At 57.8% G+C, this 20869-nt stretch carries 22 protein-coding genes and 1 tRNA gene; 15 read left to right on the top strand and 8 right to left on the bottom strand.

Going from position 1 to position 20869, the window contains the following annotated elements:
* The first annotated feature begins 140 nt into the window (after nt 1–140).
* On the top strand, nt 141–1178 hold the full coding sequence (locus HMPREF2614_RS01810) for an aldo/keto reductase (protein ID WP_038627154.1): 1038 nt from the start codon (nt 141–143) through the stop codon (nt 1176–1178).
* Here the strand turns inward: HMPREF2614_RS01810 and HMPREF2614_RS01805 are convergent.
* Nucleotides 1162–2145, bottom strand: coding sequence for an LLM class oxidoreductase (locus HMPREF2614_RS01805; protein ID WP_038627152.1), 984 nt, complete (start codon nt 2143–2145; stop codon nt 1162–1164). The genes HMPREF2614_RS01810 and HMPREF2614_RS01805 overlap by 17 nt on opposite strands.
* 54 nt (nt 2146–2199) lie before the next feature.
* Here HMPREF2614_RS01805 and HMPREF2614_RS01800 point away from each other — a divergent pair, with 54 nt between their 5' ends.
* On the top strand, nt 2200–3153 hold the full coding sequence (locus HMPREF2614_RS01800) for an NAD(P)-binding domain-containing protein (protein WP_038627150.1): 954 nt from the start codon (nt 2200–2202) through the stop codon (nt 3151–3153).
* Here the strand turns inward: HMPREF2614_RS01800 and HMPREF2614_RS11380 are convergent.
* Nucleotides 3110–3391 carry a GNAT family N-acetyltransferase gene (locus HMPREF2614_RS11380; RefSeq protein ID WP_316247733.1) on the bottom strand — a complete coding sequence of 94 codons (282 nt, stop codon included), beginning with the start codon at nt 3389–3391 and terminating at the stop codon, nt 3110–3112. The genes HMPREF2614_RS01800 and HMPREF2614_RS11380 overlap by 44 nt on opposite strands.
* Nucleotides 3315–3632: a GNAT family N-acetyltransferase gene (locus HMPREF2614_RS11375; RefSeq protein WP_316247732.1), complete on the bottom strand. Its 318-nt coding sequence runs from the start codon at nt 3630–3632 to the stop codon at nt 3315–3317. Before HMPREF2614_RS11375 ends, HMPREF2614_RS11380 begins: the two co-directional genes overlap by 77 nt.
* Before the next feature lie 281 nt (nt 3633–3913).
* Here HMPREF2614_RS11375 and HMPREF2614_RS01790 point away from each other — a divergent pair, with 281 nt between their 5' ends.
* Nucleotides 3914–5143 (top strand): HNH endonuclease signature motif containing protein, encoded by a 1230-nt coding sequence (locus tag HMPREF2614_RS01790; RefSeq protein WP_070559952.1) that lies wholly within the window; start codon nt 3914–3916, stop codon nt 5141–5143.
* Here the strand turns inward: HMPREF2614_RS01790 and HMPREF2614_RS01785 are convergent.
* A complete protein-coding gene (locus HMPREF2614_RS01785) occupies nt 5140–5466 on the bottom strand; it encodes a transglycosylase family protein (RefSeq protein ID WP_005511827.1) in 327 nt (108 codons plus the stop codon). The genes HMPREF2614_RS01790 and HMPREF2614_RS01785 overlap by 4 nt on opposite strands.
* 93 nt (nt 5467–5559) lie before the next feature.
* On the opposite strand from HMPREF2614_RS01785, the gene HMPREF2614_RS01780 reads away from it, so the two are divergent.
* From HMPREF2614_RS01780 to HMPREF2614_RS11225, 3 genes are read left to right on the top strand one after another with little or no spacing between them, the layout of a single operon-like run.
* Nucleotides 5560–6573, top strand: a complete 1014-nt coding sequence (locus HMPREF2614_RS01780) for an App1 family protein (RefSeq protein ID WP_038627146.1) — start codon at nt 5560–5562, stop codon at nt 6571–6573.
* Nucleotides 6570–6905 carry an AAA family ATPase gene (locus tag HMPREF2614_RS11230; RefSeq protein WP_246815659.1) on the top strand — a complete coding sequence of 112 codons (336 nt, stop codon included), beginning with the start codon at nt 6570–6572 and terminating at the stop codon, nt 6903–6905. Before HMPREF2614_RS01780 ends, HMPREF2614_RS11230 begins: the two co-directional genes overlap by 4 nt.
* A 4-nt stretch (nt 6906–6909) precedes the next feature.
* Nucleotides 6910–7263, top strand: a complete 354-nt coding sequence (locus HMPREF2614_RS11225; protein WP_246815658.1) for an AAA family ATPase — start codon at nt 6910–6912, stop codon at nt 7261–7263.
* On the opposite strand, the gene HMPREF2614_RS01770 is transcribed toward HMPREF2614_RS11225, so the two are convergent.
* Nucleotides 7247–8629, bottom strand: a complete 1383-nt coding sequence (locus tag HMPREF2614_RS01770; RefSeq protein WP_070559950.1) for a DHA2 family efflux MFS transporter permease subunit — start codon at nt 8627–8629, stop codon at nt 7247–7249. The genes HMPREF2614_RS11225 and HMPREF2614_RS01770 overlap by 17 nt on opposite strands.
* 8 nt (nt 8630–8637) lie before the next feature.
* Here HMPREF2614_RS01770 and HMPREF2614_RS01765 point away from each other — a divergent pair, with 8 nt between their 5' ends.
* Nucleotides 8638–8889, top strand: coding sequence for an iron chaperone (locus HMPREF2614_RS01765; RefSeq protein WP_246815657.1), 252 nt, complete (start codon nt 8638–8640; stop codon nt 8887–8889).
* Between the two features lie 24 nt (nt 8890–8913).
* Here the strand turns inward: HMPREF2614_RS01765 and HMPREF2614_RS01760 are convergent, their stop codons facing one another.
* Complete coding sequence (locus HMPREF2614_RS01760) at nt 8914–10287, bottom strand: aminotransferase-like domain-containing protein (RefSeq protein WP_070559948.1); 1374 nt, start codon at nt 10285–10287, stop codon at nt 8914–8916.
* Here HMPREF2614_RS01760 and HMPREF2614_RS01755 point away from each other — a divergent pair.
* The gene (locus HMPREF2614_RS01755; RefSeq protein WP_070559946.1) at nt 10286–11548 is read left to right on the top strand and encodes an aminotransferase class I/II-fold pyridoxal phosphate-dependent enzyme; all 1263 of its coding nucleotides are present in this window, start codon (nt 10286–10288) and stop codon (nt 11546–11548) included. The genes HMPREF2614_RS01760 and HMPREF2614_RS01755 overlap by 2 nt on opposite strands.
* A 124-nt stretch (nt 11549–11672) precedes the next feature.
* Nucleotides 11673–11795, top strand: a complete 123-nt coding sequence (locus HMPREF2614_RS11325) for a hypothetical protein (protein ID WP_255463556.1) — start codon at nt 11673–11675, stop codon at nt 11793–11795.
* Between the two features lie 38 nt (nt 11796–11833).
* On the opposite strand, the gene HMPREF2614_RS01745 is transcribed toward HMPREF2614_RS11325, so the two are convergent.
* Nucleotides 11834–12649 carry a hypothetical protein gene (locus HMPREF2614_RS01745; RefSeq protein ID WP_049181217.1) on the bottom strand — a complete coding sequence of 272 codons (816 nt, stop codon included), beginning with the start codon at nt 12647–12649 and terminating at the stop codon, nt 11834–11836.
* Nucleotides 12650–13304: 655 nt separating this feature from the next.
* Nucleotides 13305–13388: transfer RNA gene (locus HMPREF2614_RS01740), tRNA-Leu, on the bottom strand.
* A gap of 285 nt (nt 13389–13673) precedes the next feature.
* Here HMPREF2614_RS01740 and HMPREF2614_RS01735 point away from each other — a divergent pair.
* The 6 genes from HMPREF2614_RS01735 (at nt 13674) to HMPREF2614_RS01710 (ending at nt 20817) form a co-directional block, all read left to right on the top strand.
* The gene (locus HMPREF2614_RS01735) at nt 13674–14573 is read left to right on the top strand and encodes a DUF3662 and FHA domain-containing protein (protein WP_038627135.1); all 900 of its coding nucleotides are present in this window, start codon (nt 13674–13676) and stop codon (nt 14571–14573) included.
* A 148-nt stretch (nt 14574–14721) separates the two neighbouring features.
* Entirely contained in the window at nt 14722–15183 is a 462-nt protein-coding gene (locus HMPREF2614_RS01730; protein WP_038627132.1) for an FHA domain-containing protein FhaB/FipA, read from the top strand.
* Nucleotides 15180–16535 (top strand): PP2C family protein-serine/threonine phosphatase, encoded by a 1356-nt coding sequence (locus HMPREF2614_RS01725; RefSeq protein ID WP_038627130.1) that lies wholly within the window; start codon nt 15180–15182, stop codon nt 16533–16535. Before HMPREF2614_RS01730 ends, HMPREF2614_RS01725 begins: the two co-directional genes overlap by 4 nt.
* The gene (locus HMPREF2614_RS01720; protein ID WP_065422994.1) at nt 16532–17893 is read left to right on the top strand and encodes an FtsW/RodA/SpoVE family cell cycle protein; all 1362 of its coding nucleotides are present in this window, start codon (nt 16532–16534) and stop codon (nt 17891–17893) included. The genes HMPREF2614_RS01725 and HMPREF2614_RS01720 overlap by 4 nt, the downstream gene beginning before the upstream one ends.
* Nucleotides 17894–19327 (top strand): penicillin-binding transpeptidase domain-containing protein, encoded by a 1434-nt coding sequence (locus HMPREF2614_RS01715; protein ID WP_070559944.1) that lies wholly within the window; start codon nt 17894–17896, stop codon nt 19325–19327.
* 5 nt (nt 19328–19332) lie between these two features.
* Entirely contained in the window at nt 19333–20817 is a 1485-nt protein-coding gene (locus tag HMPREF2614_RS01710; RefSeq protein ID WP_070559942.1) for a serine/threonine-protein kinase, read from the top strand.
* Nucleotides 20818–20869: the final 52 nt, after the last annotated feature.

Below are 20869 nucleotides of genomic sequence, written 5' to 3'. Positions count from 1 at the left end.
TTAGTCGGACGAACCGCCTCACTTGTTCCCCAGCAAGCTCATTTTTATTAACTTCCAGGGGTAACCATTTGGCCACGCGCCCCGTTGAAGGCCACCTCGTGCGCAACTATTCGTCGTAAAGCCCGCGTACCCTCGAACACATGGCTTATCCAGACGTGTACCACGCCAATGACAACCGCTATGAAACGATGCCGTACAACCGCTCCGGCGACACGGGGCTAAAGCTTCCAGCCATTACGCTGGGACTTTGGCATAACTTTGGTGATGACCGGCCGCTCGAGACGCAGCGTGAAATCCTGCGCACCGCGTTCGACCACGGCGTCACGCACTTCGATCTCGCCAACAATTACGGCCCACCACAGGGCTCTGCGGAGGCGAATTTCGGTCGCATCATGGCCAAGGATTTCGCTCCCTACCGCGATGAAATGATCATTTCCTCCAAGGCCGGTTGGTACATGCAAGATGGCCCCTACGGCTTCGGCGGCTCGCGGAAATACCTCGTGGCCAGCTGCGATGCCTCGCTGAAGCGCATGGGCCTGGATTATGTGGACATTTTCTACCACCACCGGCCCGACCCGGATACGCCTATCGAGGAAACCGTCGCCGCCCTCGACTTCCTCGTCCGCTCGGGACGCGCGCTCTACGTCGGCGTGAGCTCCTACTCCCCCGAGCTCACTCGCCGCGCACAGAAAATCGCCCGTGAGCTGGGCACTCCGCTGACTATTCACCAGCCGAGCTACTCCATGTTCAACCGCTGGATCGAGGACGAACTGCTGGCAACCTGCGCCGACGAAGGCATGGGCGTCATCGCCTTTTCCGCGCTTGCGCAGGGGCTTCTCACCGACCGCTATCTAGATGGCGTGCCGGAGGCCTCGCGTCTCGGCGCGCACAAGATGAACTCGGGGTTCCTCAACGACGACACGCTCACCGCCATCCGTGAGCTCAACGCCATTGCTTTACGACGAGGCCAGTCCCTGGCACAGATGGCCATCTCGTGGGTTCTTCGCCGTGACGAAGTGACCTCCGCCCTAATTGGGGCATCGTCGGTGGAGCAGCTGAAAAACAGCCTCGGAGCCCTGGACGCTGCGCCGTTTAGCGATGAAGAACTCGCGGAGATCGACAAGTGGGCCGTCGACCGCGGGATTAACCAGTGGCAGGGCGCTACGGAGTCTGTATAGCCGGCAGCACATACTCAATCAGCTCGTCAATCTGCTCTTCCGCATCGCGTTTAGAGGTGCGGAAGTTGATGCTGACGTGATTGATGCCGAGCTGTCGCTGGGAGTGCAGCAGTTCGATGAGCTTGTTGCGGCCAAGGCGGTACCCGAAGTGGCCGCCCTGCGCGGGTGCGTCGGGGTCTTCATGCAGGTCAATCCACAATGATTCCAGGAAGGGTTTGAAGACACCCTCACCGCACTCCTGGGCTACCGCCTCCTGCCAGTTGGCGATGTTTTTCTTCTGCATCTCCAGGCCTTTGTGATACATGAACCACCCGTCGGTATGAGCGGCTTTCCACTCCAGGCTCTGCTGGCATGAGCCGGTGGCCAACAGCGGAACTCGGCGTGCCAGCGGCTTGGGCACCACATCGGATCCGCCCATCTTCCCCTCGGACCACCGGATAGGCCGGTCACTGGTGCTGAGGGCCTTTTCATAGACCTCGATATGCTCGCGGAAACGCTCACCGCGCTTGCCTTTGTCCTGGTTAAAGGCGGGGAACTCCTCGGGTCGATCGCCGGTGGCAACGCCGAAGAGGAAACGGCCGTCGGAAAGCCTGTCCAGCGTGGCCGCGCGCTTAGCCATCACCAGCGGATGCTGAAAAGGCACGACGATTGCACCCGTGCCGAGTGCGATGTCGCTGGTGTGTGCGGCGATGTAGCTGAGGTACATCCAGGGGTCGTAGACCTGGCCGACGTCGCCGAATGTTTCCACACGCAGCGGGATGTCGCGCGCCCACACTGCCGCGATGCCTGCGCGTTCGGCTTTCCGAATCAGCCGAATCTGATTGCTCAGCGCGTCCTTGGGTTCGGCTTCGGCGTCCTGCTCGATGGGCAGACTGAGCCCCACAGTTAGCCTGCCCGGCGCGAATGTGCGCTGGTAACCGGGTAGTTCGTCGATGGGCTTGTCCGAAAGATCAAACAGCGAGCTCATGGTGTTTAACGGTAGTACAGCTTGAGCCACGGCACCCGCAGTTAAGCTGGAACCATGCTTGAGGATGCCATCATCGTCGGAGGCGGCCAAGCTGCCCTCGCTACCGCCTACTACCTGCACAAACACGACATTGATCCGCTCGTTCTGGACAATCAGCCGGCTCCCGGCGGCTCCTGGCGCAATGTCTGGCCCTCAATGACGCTCTTTTCCACCCCGGGTTTCTCCAACCTTCCGGGCATCCAGATGCCCGATTATGACGGCTTCCCGCCCGCTTCCCATGTGATTGATTACCTCAGCTCCTACGAAAAGCGCTACGAACTGCGCGTTCAGCGCCCGGTTAACGTTACCCACGTCACCCACGACGGCACCTTCCACCTCACCAGCGATGCCGGAGACTTCGAGTCCCACCAACTCATCGCCGCCACCGGCAACCGCCCCTTCGTCCCCCACTACCCCGGCACGACCTCCGCAAAACAGTGGCATTCGGCCAATTACCCAGGCCCCGAGCCATTCGAAGGCTCCCGCGTTGCCGTTGTCGGCGCGGCGAACTCCGGCGCCCAAATCGCCGCTGAACTGATACTTTCCGGTATCGACACCACCTGGTTCACCCGCCACGAACCGCGCTGGATGCCCGACGACGTCGACGGTCGCGTCCTGTTCGAACGCAACCGTCAGCGAGCACTCGCCATCGCACGTGGCGAACCCGACCCCGGCCCCTCCGACAGTATCGGCGACATCGTTGTCCTGCCGTCCGTCCGCAAAGCCCGCGACTCCGGTGCCCTCACCTGGACACCCATGTTCTCTTCGCTTGACGACGTCCACGCGGACCACCTCATTTGGTGCACCGGTTTCCGCCCCGCGCTCAGCCCCTTCCGCAGCGTCGACTCCGACCTCATCGAGTTCGTCGGCTACGGCGACTGGGTTGGCCCCGGTGCAGCCACGATTATGGGTGTTGGCCCCTTCGCTAAGCGCGCGGCTGAGCGGGTGGCTGCTCGACTGTCAGCATGATCTGCATCAACATCATGTCCAACCAACGCCCGTTCTTTGTCCCTACCTGAGGCAATAGCCCAACACGCTGGAAACCATACTTTTCGTGCAGCGCAATCGACCCCTCGTTGCTGCCGTCAATCGCTGCCACCAAAACGTGCTTTCCCGCCTCACGAGCAGCATCAATGGTCACCTGTAGAAGCGTCCCGCCAATGCCCCGGCCCTGAAAGCTCGGATGTACGTAGATGGAGTTTTCCACTGTGTACCGAAAACCCGTCGAAGTCGCGAAAGTCACTAAAGGTGGCATATCCAGCGACTTCGTCGTCAAGCGTGGCGACGAAAACCGGGTAACCCTTCTCCCAGTGCACCTCCATCCATGCAATGCGATTCTCCGCACTGACCGTGCCATCGTTCCAGATGGCGACGGTGTTGATCACGGCCTCGTTGTAAATCTCCGCGATTGCCTCGGCGTCCTCCCGCGTTGCTTGCCGAATAATCATGGTTTTGCCCCGTTTTCTGCGCTGGTTTCTGCACTCCGCCTTTATAGATGCGAGATTACTAAGCTTCCGGTTTCGAACGGGTGTTTTATTTATACTTTTCTGCACTTCTCCATGCGCCACCCGCAAACAACCTGGTAACAAACGCTTTTGCGGTCAGCCGACATCTACAAAAACCATTCAAAATCTCTCATCATTTCTCTTTACAAAGCAGAACGGCACCTGTACGATAGCAAGTAAGTTCGAAAGAAAACCGACAACCATTGGAACACCAGGGGGATCCAATGAAGTCCGAACAAGTACCCGAACCATATTGGGCTCATGAGAATCCCGAAGATGAGCTCTCAGCACTCGCGCGGGCTACCAACCGCACCCACCTTGAGTTGATTGTAGCCTGCTGCCCTGCAGGCGATGATGACGTTGAAAACCATGCCGCTCGCATCAGCGTTCGCCTGGGAATCACCCGCAGTGAAGCACTGCGTATCTGTGACATTGGCCTATTGCTGGAGAAAATGCCTCAGCTAGCGGCCTACGCCCGGGAAAGCTGTGCATTGTCCATGCGGCAACTCGGCATCATTGCACATGGCGTGGTCGGCATCGAGCCGGATCAAATACCCGATGCGGAGAAGAAAATTCTGGCATTGGTCACGCCACGGAAACGTCGTCAAACAATGATCGGACCTCGCACGCTCACTACCAAAATTGGTGATATTGCTGCGGACTTGGATGACCGTGCTCGCGCCGACGGCACAATTCCCACTATTACCGATACGGAATCGGTAACTCTGGTGGAACGTCCCGACAGCTACTCCCAAATCATTCTCACGCTGCGCCCGGACCGCGCCTATTTCGCCATGTGCGCAATTGAAACGGTCTTCCGCGCGAATGAAGAAATGACGCAGGCGGATGCATTTGTGGAACTAATCCACCAACGCACCGATGCGGAGGTTGTGCTCAATGTTTTCCGCGAGCCCCACAGTGATGACGCCTGGCTGGACGGCGCCGGCTGGCTCGGCGCGCTGGTCACGGAAGAGTGGATGCAAAAGGTGACGCATGTCCGCCTCTCAGCAGACAGCGCCACCAATGGTTACCGCCCAACCCCAGCGCAGGTTGCCCGCGTCCACGGTCGTGACGGCACGTGCCGCTTCCCCGGCTGCGAAGTCCCAGCGTACAAGTGCGATATTGACCATATCGCACCGTACAACCAGGAAGACTCCGAAGCCGGTGGCCCCACCGACACACAGAATCTGCACTGCCTATGCCGGAAGCACCACAACCTGAAAACCCACAAGCTCTGGGATATCACGGCTTATGAGGACGGCTCAGAGGTGTGGTCCTCTGCCGACGGCGTTACCGCGGCGACCGTCCCGGCCGGACCGTTAGCCGGGTTCGGGCGACAGACTTTTGACAAGCGCGCTACTCAGAAGACGAAAGCACGCCATGACCACTACATGAAGTGGTGGCTGTCATTCGCGGCGGTGCCAGATCTAGTCTTTGATGATGGGGAGGATTAACCCAGCGGGCCACCGCAGTTCGGCCATGCGCCAGCACCCTGGGAGGCAAGCACGCGCTCGCCAATCTCAATCTGCTGCTCCTTGGTGGCCTGGTCAGCCGTTGGTGCGTACTGGTCACCGCCGTGGCCGCTCCAGGTCTGCTGCGAAAACTGCAGTCCGCCGTAGTAGCCGTTACCGGTATTGGTCTGCCAGTTTCCGCCGGACTCACATGCCGCAACCTGATCCCAGGCGCTGACTGATGCAGCGTTAGCGGCGGCGGTCGGGGCAGCAATCATGCCTGCTGCCACGGCGGCGGATGCGATGAACTTACCGGAAAAACGCATAAACAGAGAACACTCCTAAAGGGTTGACTTTTCTCTTGGCCGACCAACCTACGCGCACCCTCCCCCACCCTGTCAACCCGTATCCTGGAAAGCATGTCCGTGGCAGATGTCGTCCGCAAAACCGAGAGAAGAATCAACGCGCTGGCCGCCAAGCGTTCCAAAAACGCTGGTTGGGAACCGGAAATCATCGGATTCACCGGGTACGGAAATGCAGAGCGCGTTCGCGTACTCGGCCGTGTCCTTATGAAGGATCCGGCCAAAAAACGAGACGAAGAACGAAACAAAAAACGCGGGTTTTGGCAGTTCTTTACCGTCGAACTCGCGGACTTTCCCGTCACCATCACTGCCGGCAATCGCACGGTGGAAACCACCACGGATAGCAACGGCTACATCGAGGTGCTGATTCGGAATCACGGCCTCGAACCCGGCTGGCACGAGATCACCATCAACGACACTCCCGCAGAGGCCCTCATCCTCTCCCCGGAAACCAAATACGGCATCGTCTCCGATATTGATGACACTGTTTTGGTCACCATGCTGCCGCGCACCCTCATCGCCGCCTACAACTCCTGGGTCAAAGAGACAGACGAGCGCAAAGCCGTCGCTGGCTTCAGCGAGTTCTATGCGCAACTTCGCCGTCGTTACGCGAGCAAAACCGATGAGGACACGGACGTTCCCGTCATCTACCTTTCCACCGGCGCATGGAACACCTTCGGCACACTAAAAAAGTTCCTGCACCGCAACAACCTGCCGAAGGGCCCGCTACTGCTCACCGATTGGGGGCCAACGCCCACTGGCCTGTTCCGCTCGGGCAAGGAACATAAGAAGGTGCGACTGCGGGACCTGTTTATTGACTTCCCCGAAATCAACTGGATTCTCGTCGGTGATGACGGCCAATACGACCCGCTCATCTACGGCACAGCCGCGGCGGAGCATCCGGATAAGGTCGCGGCAATCGCAATCCGCAACCTCACTCCCAGCGAGCACGTGCTCTCACACGGCACCGCAGTGCCAATTGAAAAACTGGAGAACAAGGAGGTTCCGTTCATCGAGGGTGCCGACGGCTTTAAGCTGCTCAAACAGATCGACCAACTGCCGCAACCATGATCTACCTCCGCCAGGCCCGTATTCACGATGATGCCGAGCTCCCGGCTTACGTCGTAAAGCTCGCGTTGCCCTTCCCCATGGCCTTCACCACGCCGATTACCATCTTGACCGGCGAAAACGGCAAGGGAAAGTCGACGGTGCTGGAGGCGTTGGCGTCGGCGATGGGGGTCGACACGGACGGCGGCTCGCGGTTTAAAACGCAGGAGCGCACCTCTCCGATTCCGCTCGCGCTGACCAAGCGCAATCCCCCCAGATACGTTCTTCTTTCGCGGCGACGCGCACCTGAACCTCGCGCGTTTCTACGCATCGATCGGCAGCCTCCCCGGCGGTGACGGCATGGCGGACCTCACCCAGATGAGTCACGGCCAATCCATCATGGCGCTGGCCAAACGTCGCTTCGGTGCTGAATCGCTGATCTTCCTCGACGAACCCGAGGCCGGACTGTCGGTACTGCGCCAGCTTGAACTCCTCGGCCGTCTCGGCGCGCTTGCAGAAGCCGGCGCACAGATTATCATGGCGACGCATTCCCCCATCCTGCTCGCCGCACCGGAAGCAACGATCATTTCGCTTGACGACGCCGACACCACCCACTTCGAAGACACCCTCGCGGTACGGGCGACCAGGGATTTCCTAGCCGATCCCGTCGGCATCGCTGACTACATGGTGGAGCGTTTTACTTCGGATTCTTAAGCCCCAGCGATGCCACGACGCCCACGGCCGACAGCGCCACCGGCAGCCACATGGCATCACTCATGGCGGTGGTGAAGTCGCCACGGTTGCTGCTGAGCGCCGCCGCCATGACGGTGGCAATCAGCGCACTACCCAGCACACTGCCGATCTGGCGGATGGTGTTGTACACACCGGAGGCAGCACCGGCGAGGATCGGGTCAATGTTGCGGGTCGCGGCCGTCGACAGCGTGCCCCAAATAAATGCGTTGGCCACACCGAATGCAGCGCCCGGCAGTAGCAGCCACAGCACGGAGAGGTCCTCGTGGATGAGGTAGTGAAACCCGAGCATGCCCACCAGCGAGGACCCAAAACCGATCAGCGCGAACTCGCGGAACTTCAGCCGATCCAGCATTCGCCCAGTCCACGGTGCCATGACACCGGAAATCAGCGCCTGCGGCACGAGCAGTAGTGAGGCTTGGATGGTCGATAGGTCGCGAGCATTCTGGGCGAAGAGGATGATTGGGAAACCAACCGCGACCACCAGCGCGCCCATCACGGCAATGGCCAACGAGGAGACGGTGAAGTTGCGATCCTTAAAAAGGGACAGCGGCATCAGCGGTTCGGCCGTGGTCTTGGCCTCCCAGACCGTAAACAGGCCAAGAATCACCACACCGGCGGCAATCAGTGCCCAGATCCAACCGGACCAGCCGGCACTCTCCCCCTCCTGAATGCCGAAGACCAGCAGGAACATACCAATCGCGCTGAGCACAACGCCCAGATAGTCAATCTTGTTGCGGTGCGTCTCGAAGGCTGGCAGATAGCGAAACGCAAAGACGAGTCCAATCAGGCCAATCGGCACATTAATAAGGAAAATCCAGCGCCAACTCAGCAGCTCAATCAACACGCCACCAGCCAGCGGCCCCGTCAGCGAGGCAATTCCGGCCGCCGCGCCCCACAGCCCCATCGCCGCACCGCGATGCACCGGTGGAAACATCTGCGTAATCAGCGCCATCGTCTGCGGTGTCAGCAGCGCGGCCCCCAGTCCCTGCACCACGCGGGCAATGATCAGCATGCTTAACGACGGCGCCAACCCACACGCCAGCGACGCCAACACGAAGATAACCAAGCCCGCTACATAGGTGTGCTTGACTCCCCAGAGGTCACCGAGCCTGCCGGTAATAAGCAACGGCACCGCATAGGCCAGCAAATAACCGCTGGTCACCCACATGACCTGGTTGAGCTCACCGCCCAGTTCATGCTGGATGGTGTTAATACCAACGGTGACAATGGTGGCGTCGACCAGAATCATGAAGAAGCCGAGCAATACGGTCCACAGCGCTGGCCACGCCTTTTTGGGATCAAACTGAGTATTCAAATCTGTAGCCACTCGGAGTCATGTTAGTTGATGGCACTTTCATTATCGGCTTCTCCTACGCCAAGAAGCACATGGCGATTGCCCCGGAGCGCGCAGGTATTGAAAAGTTCGCCGACGAGTTCGATGCCCGCGGCCTCTCCTACGGCAAAATGATGGTCCGCTTCCCCTGGCCAAAGGACGGCAAGGCCGAGTCCATGCCGCTGGACCTGCTTGCCAAGATGATCGAGTTCAACATGGAGGACAAGCGTGGCATGACCACGTTTTGGCGGTAGGAAGGTCTCCGTCGAATTTAGTGGCTAGCCCGAAACCACGCTGTCCAGAATCATCGCTGCATCAACAAATCTCTCGGGATGGGGACCCGCGAAGTTCAGGCGTAAATACGGGCCGATTTCCTCGGAGGGAAACCAGTCCCGTCCTGGCGCAACTATCAGTCCGCGTCCTTCGCAACGTTCGGCAACCTCTTGGGGGTCTATGCCATCGGGAAGCCTGCACCACAAGTTGAGTCCTCCTTGAGGCACGTGTGGAGTTTCCACCGACGGCGCATATCTGGATAAAGCTTCAAGCAAATCATTTCGTCGCTGTCGTAGTGCGACCTGCATATTTTTGAGGTGCGTCGCGTACGCACTTTGCTTGACGACGTCCAGCGCCACGGCCTGCAGAATTCCACTGGTGTACAACGCTTCGGCTGAAACTTCTGCGAGTATCCGCTGAAGAACCGGCCCCTTGGCAATTACTGCCCCTACCCGAACTGCAGGCGAAATCACCTTTGTCAGCGATCGCAGATAGATGACATGCCCTTCGGCATCATCCGCCGCTATCGGAACATCAGGTGCGTCGAATGCGAAATCATGTGCCCAATCGTCCTCAATGAGGAAAGCGTTGAACGCTCTTATGATTTCAATAATTGTTTTACGACGAGCTGTCGACCACCGTTTCCCATGAGGGCTACCGAACGTGGGTTGACCATAAAAAGCTCGTGCAGAACTCGTTCGTAGCAGCCTCTCCAGACTCTCGGGAATTGGCCCCTCATCATCACTTTCCACTGGTAGTAGAGAAATCCCAGCCTGCCGAGCAGCCAGGATTGCACCCCAATATGAAGGCGACTCAATGATGAGTTCCTTCGGTGAAATGGCACGAAAAATGGCACCGAGCCCGCTCTGTGTGCCTGGAACAATAACCACATCGCGCTCATTTGCCCGTACCAGTTGCGAAGCAAACCACTGCCGCAGTTCTGCCATCCCCCGCACCGGTGCTCGTCGATAGGCATCGTGCGATTTACTGACTCTGGTAAGCGCTCTTCGTACCAAGTTCGTTGGCAGCAGAGATTCATCCGGATAACCGGAATGCAGACTGATTGCCTCATCGGTGGAAGCTCTCTGGGTGGCGGCCAGAACCCTTCCGGTATTGGGCTGAGGTCCCAGCGCTCCGACTTGCCAGCTAAAGTCCGCCCGTGGGAGTTGTTGGCGATGCCTGACGAATACCCCCACGCCGACTCGCACTTCCACCAGTCCGCGGGTAGCCAGTTCGTGGATAGCGTTTCGCACTGTCACCGGGCTAACCGAATACGACCGTGTTATTTCACGGCTGGATGGCAGCTTTTCTCCGGCTTTGTGTTGCGCAATCCACGTTTCCAGCTCGCCGACCAACATAGACGTGCTACTGTTAACCATGAATATACATAGTAGCGCTATCGTATCGAAGCGCGCAGTGCTATCCTGCCCAATCCATTTTTCGCATCACCTCGACAATGTTCTCTATGACCTGCGCGGACCAATTCAGGACAAGGCCGACGAGCTACAGCGTCAGGGCGTAAAGGTCATTCCCCTCAATGTCGGAAATCCTGCCCCATTCGGCTTCCGGCCATCTGCAGAGGTACTTTCCGCTATGCACCGTGGCCTCGAGGAAACTTCTGGATACTCAAATTCCCTCGGCCTGAGTGACACCCGTCAGACTGTCGTGGACTACTACTCGCAGAATGAGGACTTCCCCGCCCTCGATAGCGATCACGTTCTCGTCGGAAATGGTGTCTCGGAGCTGGTAAACCTATGTCTACAAGCTCTCATCAACGACGGTGATGAGATCCTCATCCCCTCACCCGACTATCCACTCTGGACCGCATCCACCACCCTCGCCGGCGGAGTCCCCGTGCACTATCCCTGCCTAGAAGAAAATAATTGGCAGCCAGACGTCGATGACATACGCGAGTCCATCACAGCCAAAACTCGGGCGATTGTCATCATCAATCCAAACAATCCCACAGGCACCATCTACTCACCGGAGACTCTCTCCCAGATTGCCCAGCTCGCACGTGAGCACAATCTAGTGCTGCTTTCCGACGAAATCTACGACCGCATTGTGTACCCTGGAGCCTCATTCACTCCAACAGCTTGCCTAGCGCAGGATGTCCCCTGCTTAACGTTCTCCGGCCTTTCCAAGACGCATCGCTTGGCCGGATTGAGAGCTGGATGGGTGACTGCAACTGGATTTCGCGAACAGGACACCCTGTTTAAAGGAATTCGACTACTGGCCTCAATGCGGATGTGCGCCTCAATTCCGGCCCAGCACGCGATTGCTGCCGTGCTGGGCAAAGAACACAGCATCGACAATTTAGTACGACCCGGTGGCCGCCTCTTCGAACAAAAAGTTGCTGCCACTACAGCACTCAGCAAGATTCCCGGAATCTCGTTCATCGAGCCGCAAGGGGCGCTGTACATTTTCATTCGACTAGACGGCAATATTTACGAAATTGATAAGGATGAGGACTTCGTTCTCTCGTTTCTGGAAGCAGAACACATTCACATCGTCCAAGGCAGCGCTTTCAATGTGAAAGGCGGGACATATGTCCGGATTACTTTTCTTCCTGAGGTCGAGACAATGGAACATTTCGCCGCTCGCTTCGCAGCTCACCTGGAGAAGTACGCTAAGCGCTAGCCCCCACCTACATCGCTAAATCCGCCAGGGCATCCTCATCAATAATGGCCGTCCATCTTCGACCCGCGCAGGTATTGAAAAGTTCGCCGACGAGTTCGATGCCCGCGGCCTCTCCTACGGCAAAATGATGGTCCGCTTCCCCTGGCCAAAGGACGGCAAGGCCGAGTCCACGCCGCTGGACCTGCAAACCAAGATGATTGAGTTCAACATGGAAGACAAGCGCGGGATGACCAAGTTCTGGCGATAGGTCGGGGTTGGTTGCCGGACCTGGAAGCTGTCAAGCATTTAATGCGCATTCCTTTCCTCAGCGAGATTACGGAGGAATGCGTCTTTGTCGTCGCAGTATATCTCAATCGAGGAAACCATCATTAGCCCCTTGTAAAGATCTTCTGCCACGACTGGCGAATCCACTTCTAGCCTAACGTTCACTTCACTCAAAACAGGCACCCTGAGATTGCCATCCTCGTCAATTGCTACGTCCCCTCCTTCGCCTGCCGTTACGGAGCTCGTCTGACGCAGGTGTGACCATGGAATTTCGCAAGTAAGCCTCCGTCCAATTCGCAGTACTAGTCCCTGCGGTGTTATGAGATGTGGTTGGTCTCGAACAGTTACGTAAAACCCGGATAGAAGAACTACTGCATAAACGCTAATTACCAGCAAGAAATATCGCCAAAATGTATTAGAAATAGCGAAATGCACTATGCCGATTTCTACAATGCTCAGCGCTAATACCATAAAAACAACAGTTCGAAGATTTTTGTGCACAGTAAAGGATCTGACTTCACTGTCGACATTTTTCTGAAGTCTAAAGAATGTAAAAGCAGCTATCAGTGAGCTAACTTCCGAAACAAGTAGCGCTAGTATTTTTCGAGGTACGCCAAAATTCTTTGACGTCTCGGACAGCGAAGCAGCCCATGACCTACCATTTCTGAGATAGTCTTGCCGCATACCTCCAAACAGTAAGAGAAGAGCCGCAACTACAACGGCAAGTGGTAACAGGAATACCCAATCCGGCAAACCAGATACCACATTCATAAGAAGGATAAGAACTACTTCAAGAATAATTGCGGTAACCAGAATTGCTCTAAATATAATTTTCATGCTTACCTTCCGACTATGAACGGACAGGCTTTCCTCGGAAGAAGATTCCTCACCATGCAAGCTCTCTCTTAATATTTCTTACACATTCTTGAGTTGATTTTTCACAATATAAACAGGTACCAAATGATCGTTAAAATATGGCCGTGAGCCAAATTCATGACTGAACACCGCTATACCAATGTCGCAGATGGGGGGCCGACTGCCCTCATGCACATCTCAAAACTATTCGTGTTTTCTTCCACTTTCAATACAAAATCAGTTTTCGAGATTTATACTTCCCTTCTCGCGAGCTGGCTGCAATGCTAGATGGCCGACGCATCCGACGACTTGTGGCCACGCTATTCACCTATCGATGCGCTGCAGCGTGTCCACAAGTGAATAGCGCATCGACAAGTGAGAGAGCCTGGCCCACAGCGTGCGCATAAGTGCCGAAAAACCATCGATAAGTCAGGAGAATCCATCGATAAGTGAGAGAAATACATCGACCAGTCCCCGAAACCTGGCCATAAGTGCCGGACAAGGTTAAGGGAGGGTTAAAGGACAAGCCAACAACCTCAGCTCAGCATCCGCCTCTGCTTCAACCCAAGCCCCACTCCAACCGCCACCGCAAACAAAAAATCCTCGGAAGCTTTTACACTTCCGAGGATCTTCGCTGTGGGCGAAGGGGGACTTGAACCCCCACGTCCGTAAAGGACACTGGCACCTGAAGCCAGCGCGTCTGCCATTCCGCCACTCGCCCGTGGGAACGAATAGAACTATAACACCCCGCGCTAATACACCACCAAATCCCCAGGCCAGCGCGCGTTTTTCACCACTTTTCACCACTTTTAAAACGTCTTTTTCGCACTTAGCAACAGCCACTTATTTCACAAGCGTCGTCACTATTTGATAAACCTCAGCAGTTCCTAGCCCTTAACTGAAGGTGTAGGGCTCTATACTGTTGCTAAAGTATCGATAATTTTTATGCACATTTTTCACGTAACCCGCCGCGGTTTGGCGGGAGAAGGCGAATTTCTTTAGTCAGATGGATTTCCTAGGACGCATCCGCAAGCTCGATAGCTCGCTTCAGCGCGGGCTCGACAACAGCTTTGCGCGCGTGTTCGGCGGCAAGGTTGTCCCGAATGAGTTAGAAGAATGCCTGAAGCAGGAAATTGAAGATTTCCTGATGCAGGACGCCAACGGTCAGTACTTGGCACCCAATGATTTCCGCATTGGCATCAGCGCCGCCGATTACAAAAACCTCTCCGCGTCAGAGCCCAACCTGCCGAATCAATTGGCTGACCGCATGACGCGCTACTGCCGTAACAACGGCTGGGGTTTCACCGGTACCATCAGCGTCCACCTGCAGGCAGTGGAGTCGCTCCACACCGGTCAGCTGAAGACGGCCAGCACTTTCACCGAGGACACCGTAAGCACTTCGGAGTTCGTTCCATTCGACGACAGCGCTGATGATGCCAACACTGACGCAGCCCCGTCGCAAAGCGATGACGAACCCCAAGCCGCCGAGACCTCTGCCGCCTACCACCCACAGCCGGAAGCTGAGCAGTTCCCCACCGCTTCCCGTCCCGCGCCTACCGCCGACCCGGAAGCGGCAACTGAGCTGAGCAACTCGGCCGTGGACGAAGACCAGTCCCAGGAAAAGACCATCACCCTGCTGTTGCAGGACGGCTCCTCGCGCGTATTCGAGGTGCGCCATGGTTCGAACATCATCGGCCGCGGCACCGCTTCCGACTTCCGCCTCCCGGACACTGGTGTTTCCCGCCAGCATGCCGAAATCACGTGGGATGGCCAGGATGCGGTGCTCGTCGATTTGCATTCGACCAACGGAACCATTGTCAATGGCGAACCCATTGATAACTGGCTGCTGGCCGACGGCGACGAGATCTCGCTTGGACATTCTGTTCTCGAAGTTCAGATCCGCTAGTTAAATCCGCTGATTTAGATCCGCTAAGTAGTGAGGTTCACTAGATTCAAATGCCACTACCCTAGGTTTGCCGACACATTCCTGGAATAATTACGTCCGTGTGTTCGGTTGCGGACCCACCAGCTCTATATAAGGAGGTTCCTCGGACGTGGAAGCTATCGTTTTTCTGCTTTCGCGCATCGGCGTGCTGGTCGTCCTGTGGTTTTTCATTTGGATGACGCTTCGCACCCTGCGTACAGAAACAATAGGTTCGGCTCCGCTGCGCCCGCTTCGGCAAACCAGCAGCGCTCCGGCCAAGCGTTTCCAGCGCTCGCAGACTCCACATCAGCTCCTTGTCACCTCCGGGCCGCTGGCGGGTTCGCGCATGAACCTAAACAACCAACGCGACATCACTATCGGCCGTTCAGAGTCGAATGCCTTCGTCCTCAACGATGATTTCGCCTCGGGCCAGCACGCTCGCGTCATCAACCGCGACGGCATCTGGTACCTGGAGGATTTGGACTCCCGCAATGGCACATTCCTCAATGGTCAGCGCGTGGAACAGCCGGAACGACTGGCTTCGGGTATGGAATTTCGTATTGGCCGTACAACTTTGAGGTTGCAACCATGAGTCTTGCTCTGAATTACACGGCCCGCTCTGACCGCGGCCTCATCCGACAGAACAACGAGGACTCCGCCTATGCGGGTTCGCGTCTGCTCGCGCTTGCCGACGGCATGGGTGGCCACGCCGCCGGGGAAATCGCATCCCAGCTGATGATTGCGGCTGTCTCTCGGCTGGACAATGATCAGCCCGGCCCCGATTTGCTCGAGTCCCTGCGCAGCGCCTGCATAGAGGGCAATAATTCCATTGCGGATGAAATTGAGCAGAACCCCTCTACGCAAGGCATGGGCACTACGCTGACTGCTCTGCTTTTCGACGGCACCCGCCTGGGCATGTGCCATGTCGGTGACTCGCGTGGCTATCTGCTGCGCGACGGGGAGCTCATCCGCATTACCCGGGATGACACTTATGTGCAGTCGCTGGTGGACGAGGGCAATCTCACCGAAGAAGAGGCGGCAATTCACCCTCAGCGCTCACTGATTTTGAAGGCTCTCACCGGTCGCCCGGTGGAGCCTACTTTGTCTTATCGCGATGTCCACGAGGGCGATCGCTACCTGCTGTGCTCGGATGGCCTGTCCGATCCGGTGTCCGCGGACACCATCAAGGATGTGCTCTCGGAGGGGACTCCGGACGAGGCCGCTACCAAGCTCATTGACTACGCGTTGAAGTCCGGTGGTCCGGACAACATCACCGTGGTGGTTGCCGATGTTGTCGATTCGTCGGCACGCACGCCTTACGAGCCCGCCCTGGCCGGTGCCCTGCAGAGTGCGGAGGAGGAACTCCCCCGCCCTAATACGGCAGCGGGTCGCGCGGCGGCACTCCGCCCGCGGAAGTCGCAGGAAATTGCAGTGACTTCGGCGCCGGAGAAGAAGGCTTCCAAGGGCAAGTGGCTAGTTGTTTCTGTGGTGCTGGTGCTGGTGGCCGGTTTGGTCGGCCTTGGTATTTGGGGCTGGCAGAAGAAGGAGTCGATGTACCATCTCGCGGTGGTCGACGGGCAGGTGCAGTTGATGCATGGCGTGCCCGGTAGTTTGCTGGGCTTCGATCTGCAAGAGCCGCATCAGTTCATCTGTTTGACCGATGACAACAAAGTTCAGCTGCCTCCGGCCGGGACGCCGAAGGAGAAGGTCGACTGCCACATCATGACGCCGGAAGATCTCTCGCCGGCGGCACGCAATTCGCTGGAAGGTCTGCCGGCTGATTCCTACGACGGTGTCAGCGACCAGATTGGCCGTTTGGCGGAGTCGGCACTGCCGGTATGTCTGTCCGTGTCCGACGACGACAAGGACGCAACTTCCGCCGACAAGAAGGATGAAAAGCTGGGTTCGAAGCCAGGAGTCAACTGTAGGCAGGTGCGAAAATGAGTGAAACTACCGCGAAGCGACAGCTTCGGATGAAGGAAATGCTCCTGCTGCTGCTGTCGGCAGGATTGTTGCTTTTGGCACTTATTTCGCTGGAACTGGCTCAGGGCAACTCTCTGACCGCCGATGTCTTTTACATCATTGGCGGATTCTTTGTAATCTTTGCAGTGGCGCATATCGCACTGACCTTTGTGGCGCCCAACGCCGATCAGGTGATGCTGCCGGTTGCAGCCACTCTCAATGCCTTGGGGTTGGTGATGATTCACCGCCTCGACCTGGCCAATGACACCTCGTTAGTGCGCAACCAGATCATGTGGACCGTGCTCAGTGTCGCACTGTTTATCGGTGTGATCGTCCTGCTGCGCAACCATCACTCACTGTCGCAGTACTCGTATCTGCTGGGTCTCGGCGGCTTGATTCTGTTGGCGCTGCCGCTGGTGTGGCCGTCGTCGATTAATGCTGATGCCCGCATCTGGATTTCCATCGGCCCGTTTTCCATGCAGCCTGGTGAGTTTGCCAAGGTCATGTTGCTGATCTTCTTCGCACAGCTGCTGGTGAATAAGCGCTCGCTGTTCAATGTGGCGGGTAAGCGTTTCCTGGGCATTGATTTCCCGCGTGTTCGCGATCTGGGCCCGATTCTGCTGATCTGGGGCATCGCTACTGTCATCATGGCTCTGCAGAATGACTTTGGTCCGGCGCTGGTGCTCTTCGGCACTGTGCTGGCAATGCTCTACGCTGCCACCGGTCGTGGTTCCTGGCTCATCATCGGCATGGGGCTGGTGACCATCGGTGTTGTCGGTGTCTACATGGTTTCGGACAAGATTCAGGCGCGAGTCACGCATTTCCTGGATCCGTTGGGTTCCTACGACGAGGGTGGCTACCAGCTCTCCCAGGGGCTGTTCGGCATGAGCTGGGGTGGCATCGGTGGCACCGGTCTGGGTCAGGGCTACCCACAGAACATTCCGGTGGCACACTCTGACTTCATCCTCTCCGCCTTTGGCGAGGAGCTCGGTTTTACCGGTCTGAGTGCCATCATCCTGCTGTTCGCGATTCTGATTTCGCGCGGTATTTCGGCGAGCTTGGCGGTACGTGATTCCTTCGGCAAGCTGCTGGCGGCCGGCATCGCATTCTCGATGGCCATTCAGCTGTTCGTGGTTGCAGCCGGTGTTTCCAAGCTGATGCCACTAACCGGTCTGACTACACCGTTCATGTCAGCCGGTGGTTCCTCACTGCTGGCCAGCTACATCATGTTGGCCATCGTGCTGCGCGTCTCTGACGAGGCCAACCGCCCCTGGGGCATTCCAAGCACCCCTTCTGGCCTCAACGACAATGCCAACGCAGCTCAGGGGGTGAACCAGTAGATGAATAAGACCATTCGCCAAATCTTTGTTGTCGTACTCGGGCTCTTCGTTCTTCTACTGGCGAACCTGACCTACATCCAGGGCTTCCAGCAGGATAAGTACGCCCACAATCCGCTGAATAGCCGCCAGTTCCTGGAGGAAAAGTCCAAACCTCGCGGCCAGATCACCACTGACGGCGACATTCTGGCCCACTCGGTCAAGGGCGAGAACGGCTTCTATGACCGCAGCTACGACACCGACCCGGAGGCATATGCCACGGTGGTCGGATACCTGTCGGACATCTACGGCTCCGCCGGTATCGAACGCTCTCAAAACGGAATCTTGAACGGCAGCGACCCTTCGCTGTTTACTTCCCGCGCCCTCGACATGGTCACGGGCAAGGAACCTTCTGGGGCTTCCGCAGAGCTGACGCTGTTGCCGAACGCTCAGCGGACTGCGTACCAACAACTCGCTGAACGCGGCTACGTCGGCTCCGCCGTCGCCATTCGCCCATCGACGGGTGAAATTCTCGCGATGGCCTCCACACCGTCGTTCAACCCGAATGACATCGCGGCCGGCGACGAGAGTACCTGGCAGTCCCTCAATAACAATGAGGGCGCACCGCTGCTCAACCACGCCACTCAGCGTCCGCTGCCGCCGGGTTCCACTTTCAAGGTGTTGACCACGGTCACGGCACTGGAGCAAGGCGCCTCCCCGGACACCTCGGTCACTGGCGCACCGCAGATTACGCTGCCGGATACCACCACCACGTTGGAAAACTACGGTGGCTCGACCTGTGGCGGGGCTACTACGACTCTCCGCCAGGCTTTCGCACAGTCCTGTAATACGGCGTTCGCGGAGCTCGGTATGCAGTACGGGGCCGATGCGCTCAAGGACGTCGCCAAGCGATTCGGCATCGGTGAGACCCACGACGACGCGGGCCTGCCGATTCAGCCCTCCACCGTCGGTGAGATTCCGGATCAGTCCTCGCTGGGGCAAACCTCCATTGGTCAGCGCGACGTGTCCTTTACACCACTGGACAACGCCATCATCGCCGCCACGATTGCCAACGGCGGCGTGCGCATGGAACCCCAGATCATCAAATCGGTGCGCGGTGCCGACCTCTCCGAGATCAAGTCCTTCAAGCCGATTGAAGCCGACGAGGCGATTTCGCCGGAGATCGCAGAAACCGTAACTGAGCTGATGCGCGGTTCAGAGTCACATTCGGGCGGTAACGGTTCGCGTATCGCCTCCAAGACCGGTACCGCGGAACACGGTGCTGTCCGCGGCGAGTACGCGCCGCACGTTTGGTACATCGCCTTCGCTCCGGACTCCGATGTCGCCGTGGCCGTCGTCGTGGAAAACGGTGGCGGTCAAGGCCAGGGCGCTACCGGCGCCTCCGTTGCTGCCCCGATTGGCCGTGCGCTCATTGACGCGGTCGAACAGGCGGGTTGATAAGCATGGATGCCCACCAAGTTCAAGACATCGTCGGCGACCGATATCACGTCCGCCGTCTGCTCGGCCGTGGCGGTATGTCCACCGTCTGGCTTGCCGACGACGCCACCAGCGGCGAACTAGTTGCGATCAAACTTCTGAATCAGGAGTACTCGGACAATTACGAGTTCCGGCAGCGTTTCCAGAACGAAGCCGCTGCTGCACGCAGCGTCAACAGCCCAAACGTGGTGAAGATTGTCACGTACGAGGAAGGCGATATCGGCAGCCACGGCGCGTGTTACATCGTCATGGAGTACATCCGTGGCGAATCTCTGTCGCAGGTGCTGCAGCGACGTCGCACCCTGCCAGGGCACCTGATGCTCGACGTGCTGGAGCAGACTGCGCACGGCCTGTCGGCAATTCACGCTGCGAACCTTGTCCACCGCGACATTAAGCCGGGCAACCTGCTGGTGACGCCGGAGGGCACCGTGAAGATTACCGACTTTGGCATTGCCAAGGCCGCCGAAGCGGTGCCTCTGACGCGTACCGGCATGGTCGTCGGTACCGCGCAGTATGTCTCACCGGAGCAGGCGCAGGGCAAACAGGTGAGTCCGGCGACTGACATTTACTCGCTTGGCTGTGTCGCCTACGAAATGGTGGCCGGCGCCCGCCCCTTCCAGGGCGACTCCACCGTCGCGGTTGCCGTGGCACACATCAACGAGGCACCGCCTGCGTTGGCGCCGACGGTCAATCCGCATATCCGCGAACTTATCGGCATTATGCTGCGCAAGGATCCGCAGCGTCGCTATGCCGATGGCCGCGAGCTGGCACAGGCTGTTTTGCGAGTGCGCGCGGGGCACCGCCCACCGCAGCCGCGTGGTGTGACCCCAACGGTGCACCGTCAATCCAACGCTGCCAACCCGGCGACCACCGAACTCGGTGCCATGACGCGACCGCCCATGCCGGTGTCGCAACCACAGCAGCAGCCACAGCGGCCACCGCAGCAACCCACTCGGCAGCGAAAGCCGGCAAAGAAGCGCAGCGGCTGCGGTTGTGGCTGCGGCAGCATTGTGCTGTTGGTACTGCTAGTGTTACTGGCCGGTGCTATCGCTGTTGTCTATTCGCTGTCGACAACCGGTTCACTGCCAACCATTCCAAACTTGGAGCAGTACATTCCGAACCAGTCACAGCAGCAAACCACAGAAGAAAACTCTGACTCCAGCAACGGTTCCGGTTCCGGTTGGTCGGACGACAATTCCGGTAACTGGGGAAATAACGACGGTGGCAGCTACGGCGACAACTCTGGTGAAAACTACGGTGGCAACAATGATGGTGCTTCTGACAGCTCCACTGAACAGGACACCAGCGAGACCGCCCCGGATACCTCCGAACCGACTCAGGATTCGGGCAACGACAATAGCGACGACTCCACTGGCGGTGGTCTGCCCGGTATTCAACTGCCCCCGGAAAATGGGTCCGGTAATACCTTGGGGACTCCAGATGCACAGTAATATTCAGGTACAAGATGTTTTGGTGGAAATCCTTCCGAAGGGACTGACGAAC

It is taken from the genome of Corynebacterium sp. HMSC074C11 (assembly GCF_001809455.1).
Lineage (GTDB): Bacteria > Actinomycetota > Actinomycetes > Mycobacteriales > Mycobacteriaceae > Corynebacterium > Corynebacterium amycolatum.
This window is presented reverse-complemented; position numbering and strand designations above follow the sequence as displayed.

Coding starts and splice junctions, on each gene's coding strand:
- HMPREF2614_RS01810 (WP_038627154.1), top strand. CDS start 141: ATGGCTTATCCAGACGTGTACCACGCCAATGACAACCGCTATGAAACG.
- HMPREF2614_RS01805 (WP_038627152.1), bottom strand. CDS start 2,145: ATGAGCTCGCTGTTTGATCTTTCGGACAAGCCCATCGACGAACTACCC.
- HMPREF2614_RS01800 (WP_038627150.1), top strand. CDS start 2,200: ATGCTTGAGGATGCCATCATCGTCGGAGGCGGCCAAGCTGCCCTCGCT.
- HMPREF2614_RS11375 (WP_316247732.1), bottom strand. CDS start 3,632: ATGATTATTCGGCAAGCAACGCGGGAGGACGCCGAGGCAATCGCGGAG.
- HMPREF2614_RS01790 (WP_070559952.1), top strand. CDS start 3,914: ATGAAGTCCGAACAAGTACCCGAACCATATTGGGCTCATGAGAATCCC.
- HMPREF2614_RS01785 (WP_005511827.1), bottom strand. CDS start 5,466: ATGCGTTTTTCCGGTAAGTTCATCGCATCCGCCGCCGTGGCAGCAGGC.
- HMPREF2614_RS01780 (WP_038627146.1), top strand. CDS start 5,560: ATGTCCGTGGCAGATGTCGTCCGCAAAACCGAGAGAAGAATCAACGCG.
- HMPREF2614_RS11230 (WP_246815659.1), top strand. CDS start 6,570: ATGATCTACCTCCGCCAGGCCCGTATTCACGATGATGCCGAGCTCCCG.
- HMPREF2614_RS11225 (WP_246815658.1), top strand. CDS start 6,910: ATGGCGGACCTCACCCAGATGAGTCACGGCCAATCCATCATGGCGCTG.
- HMPREF2614_RS01765 (WP_246815657.1), top strand. CDS start 8,638: ATGTTAGTTGATGGCACTTTCATTATCGGCTTCTCCTACGCCAAGAAG.
- HMPREF2614_RS01755 (WP_070559946.1), top strand. CDS start 10,286: ATGAATATACATAGTAGCGCTATCGTATCGAAGCGCGCAGTGCTATCC.
- HMPREF2614_RS01760 (WP_070559948.1), bottom strand. CDS start 10,287: ATGGTTAACAGTAGCACGTCTATGTTGGTCGGCGAGCTGGAAACGTGG.
- HMPREF2614_RS11325 (WP_255463556.1), top strand. CDS start 11,673: ATGATGGTCCGCTTCCCCTGGCCAAAGGACGGCAAGGCCGAGTCCACG.
- HMPREF2614_RS01745 (WP_049181217.1), bottom strand. CDS start 12,649: ATGAAAATTATATTTAGAGCAATTCTGGTTACCGCAATTATTCTTGAA.
- HMPREF2614_RS01735 (WP_038627135.1), top strand. CDS start 13,674: ATGGATTTCCTAGGACGCATCCGCAAGCTCGATAGCTCGCTTCAGCGC.
- HMPREF2614_RS01725 (WP_038627130.1), top strand. CDS start 15,180: ATGAGTCTTGCTCTGAATTACACGGCCCGCTCTGACCGCGGCCTCATC.
- HMPREF2614_RS01720 (WP_065422994.1), top strand. CDS start 16,532: ATGAGTGAAACTACCGCGAAGCGACAGCTTCGGATGAAGGAAATGCTC.
- HMPREF2614_RS01715 (WP_070559944.1), top strand. CDS start 17,894: ATGAATAAGACCATTCGCCAAATCTTTGTTGTCGTACTCGGGCTCTTC.
- HMPREF2614_RS01710 (WP_070559942.1), top strand. CDS start 19,333: ATGGATGCCCACCAAGTTCAAGACATCGTCGGCGACCGATATCACGTC.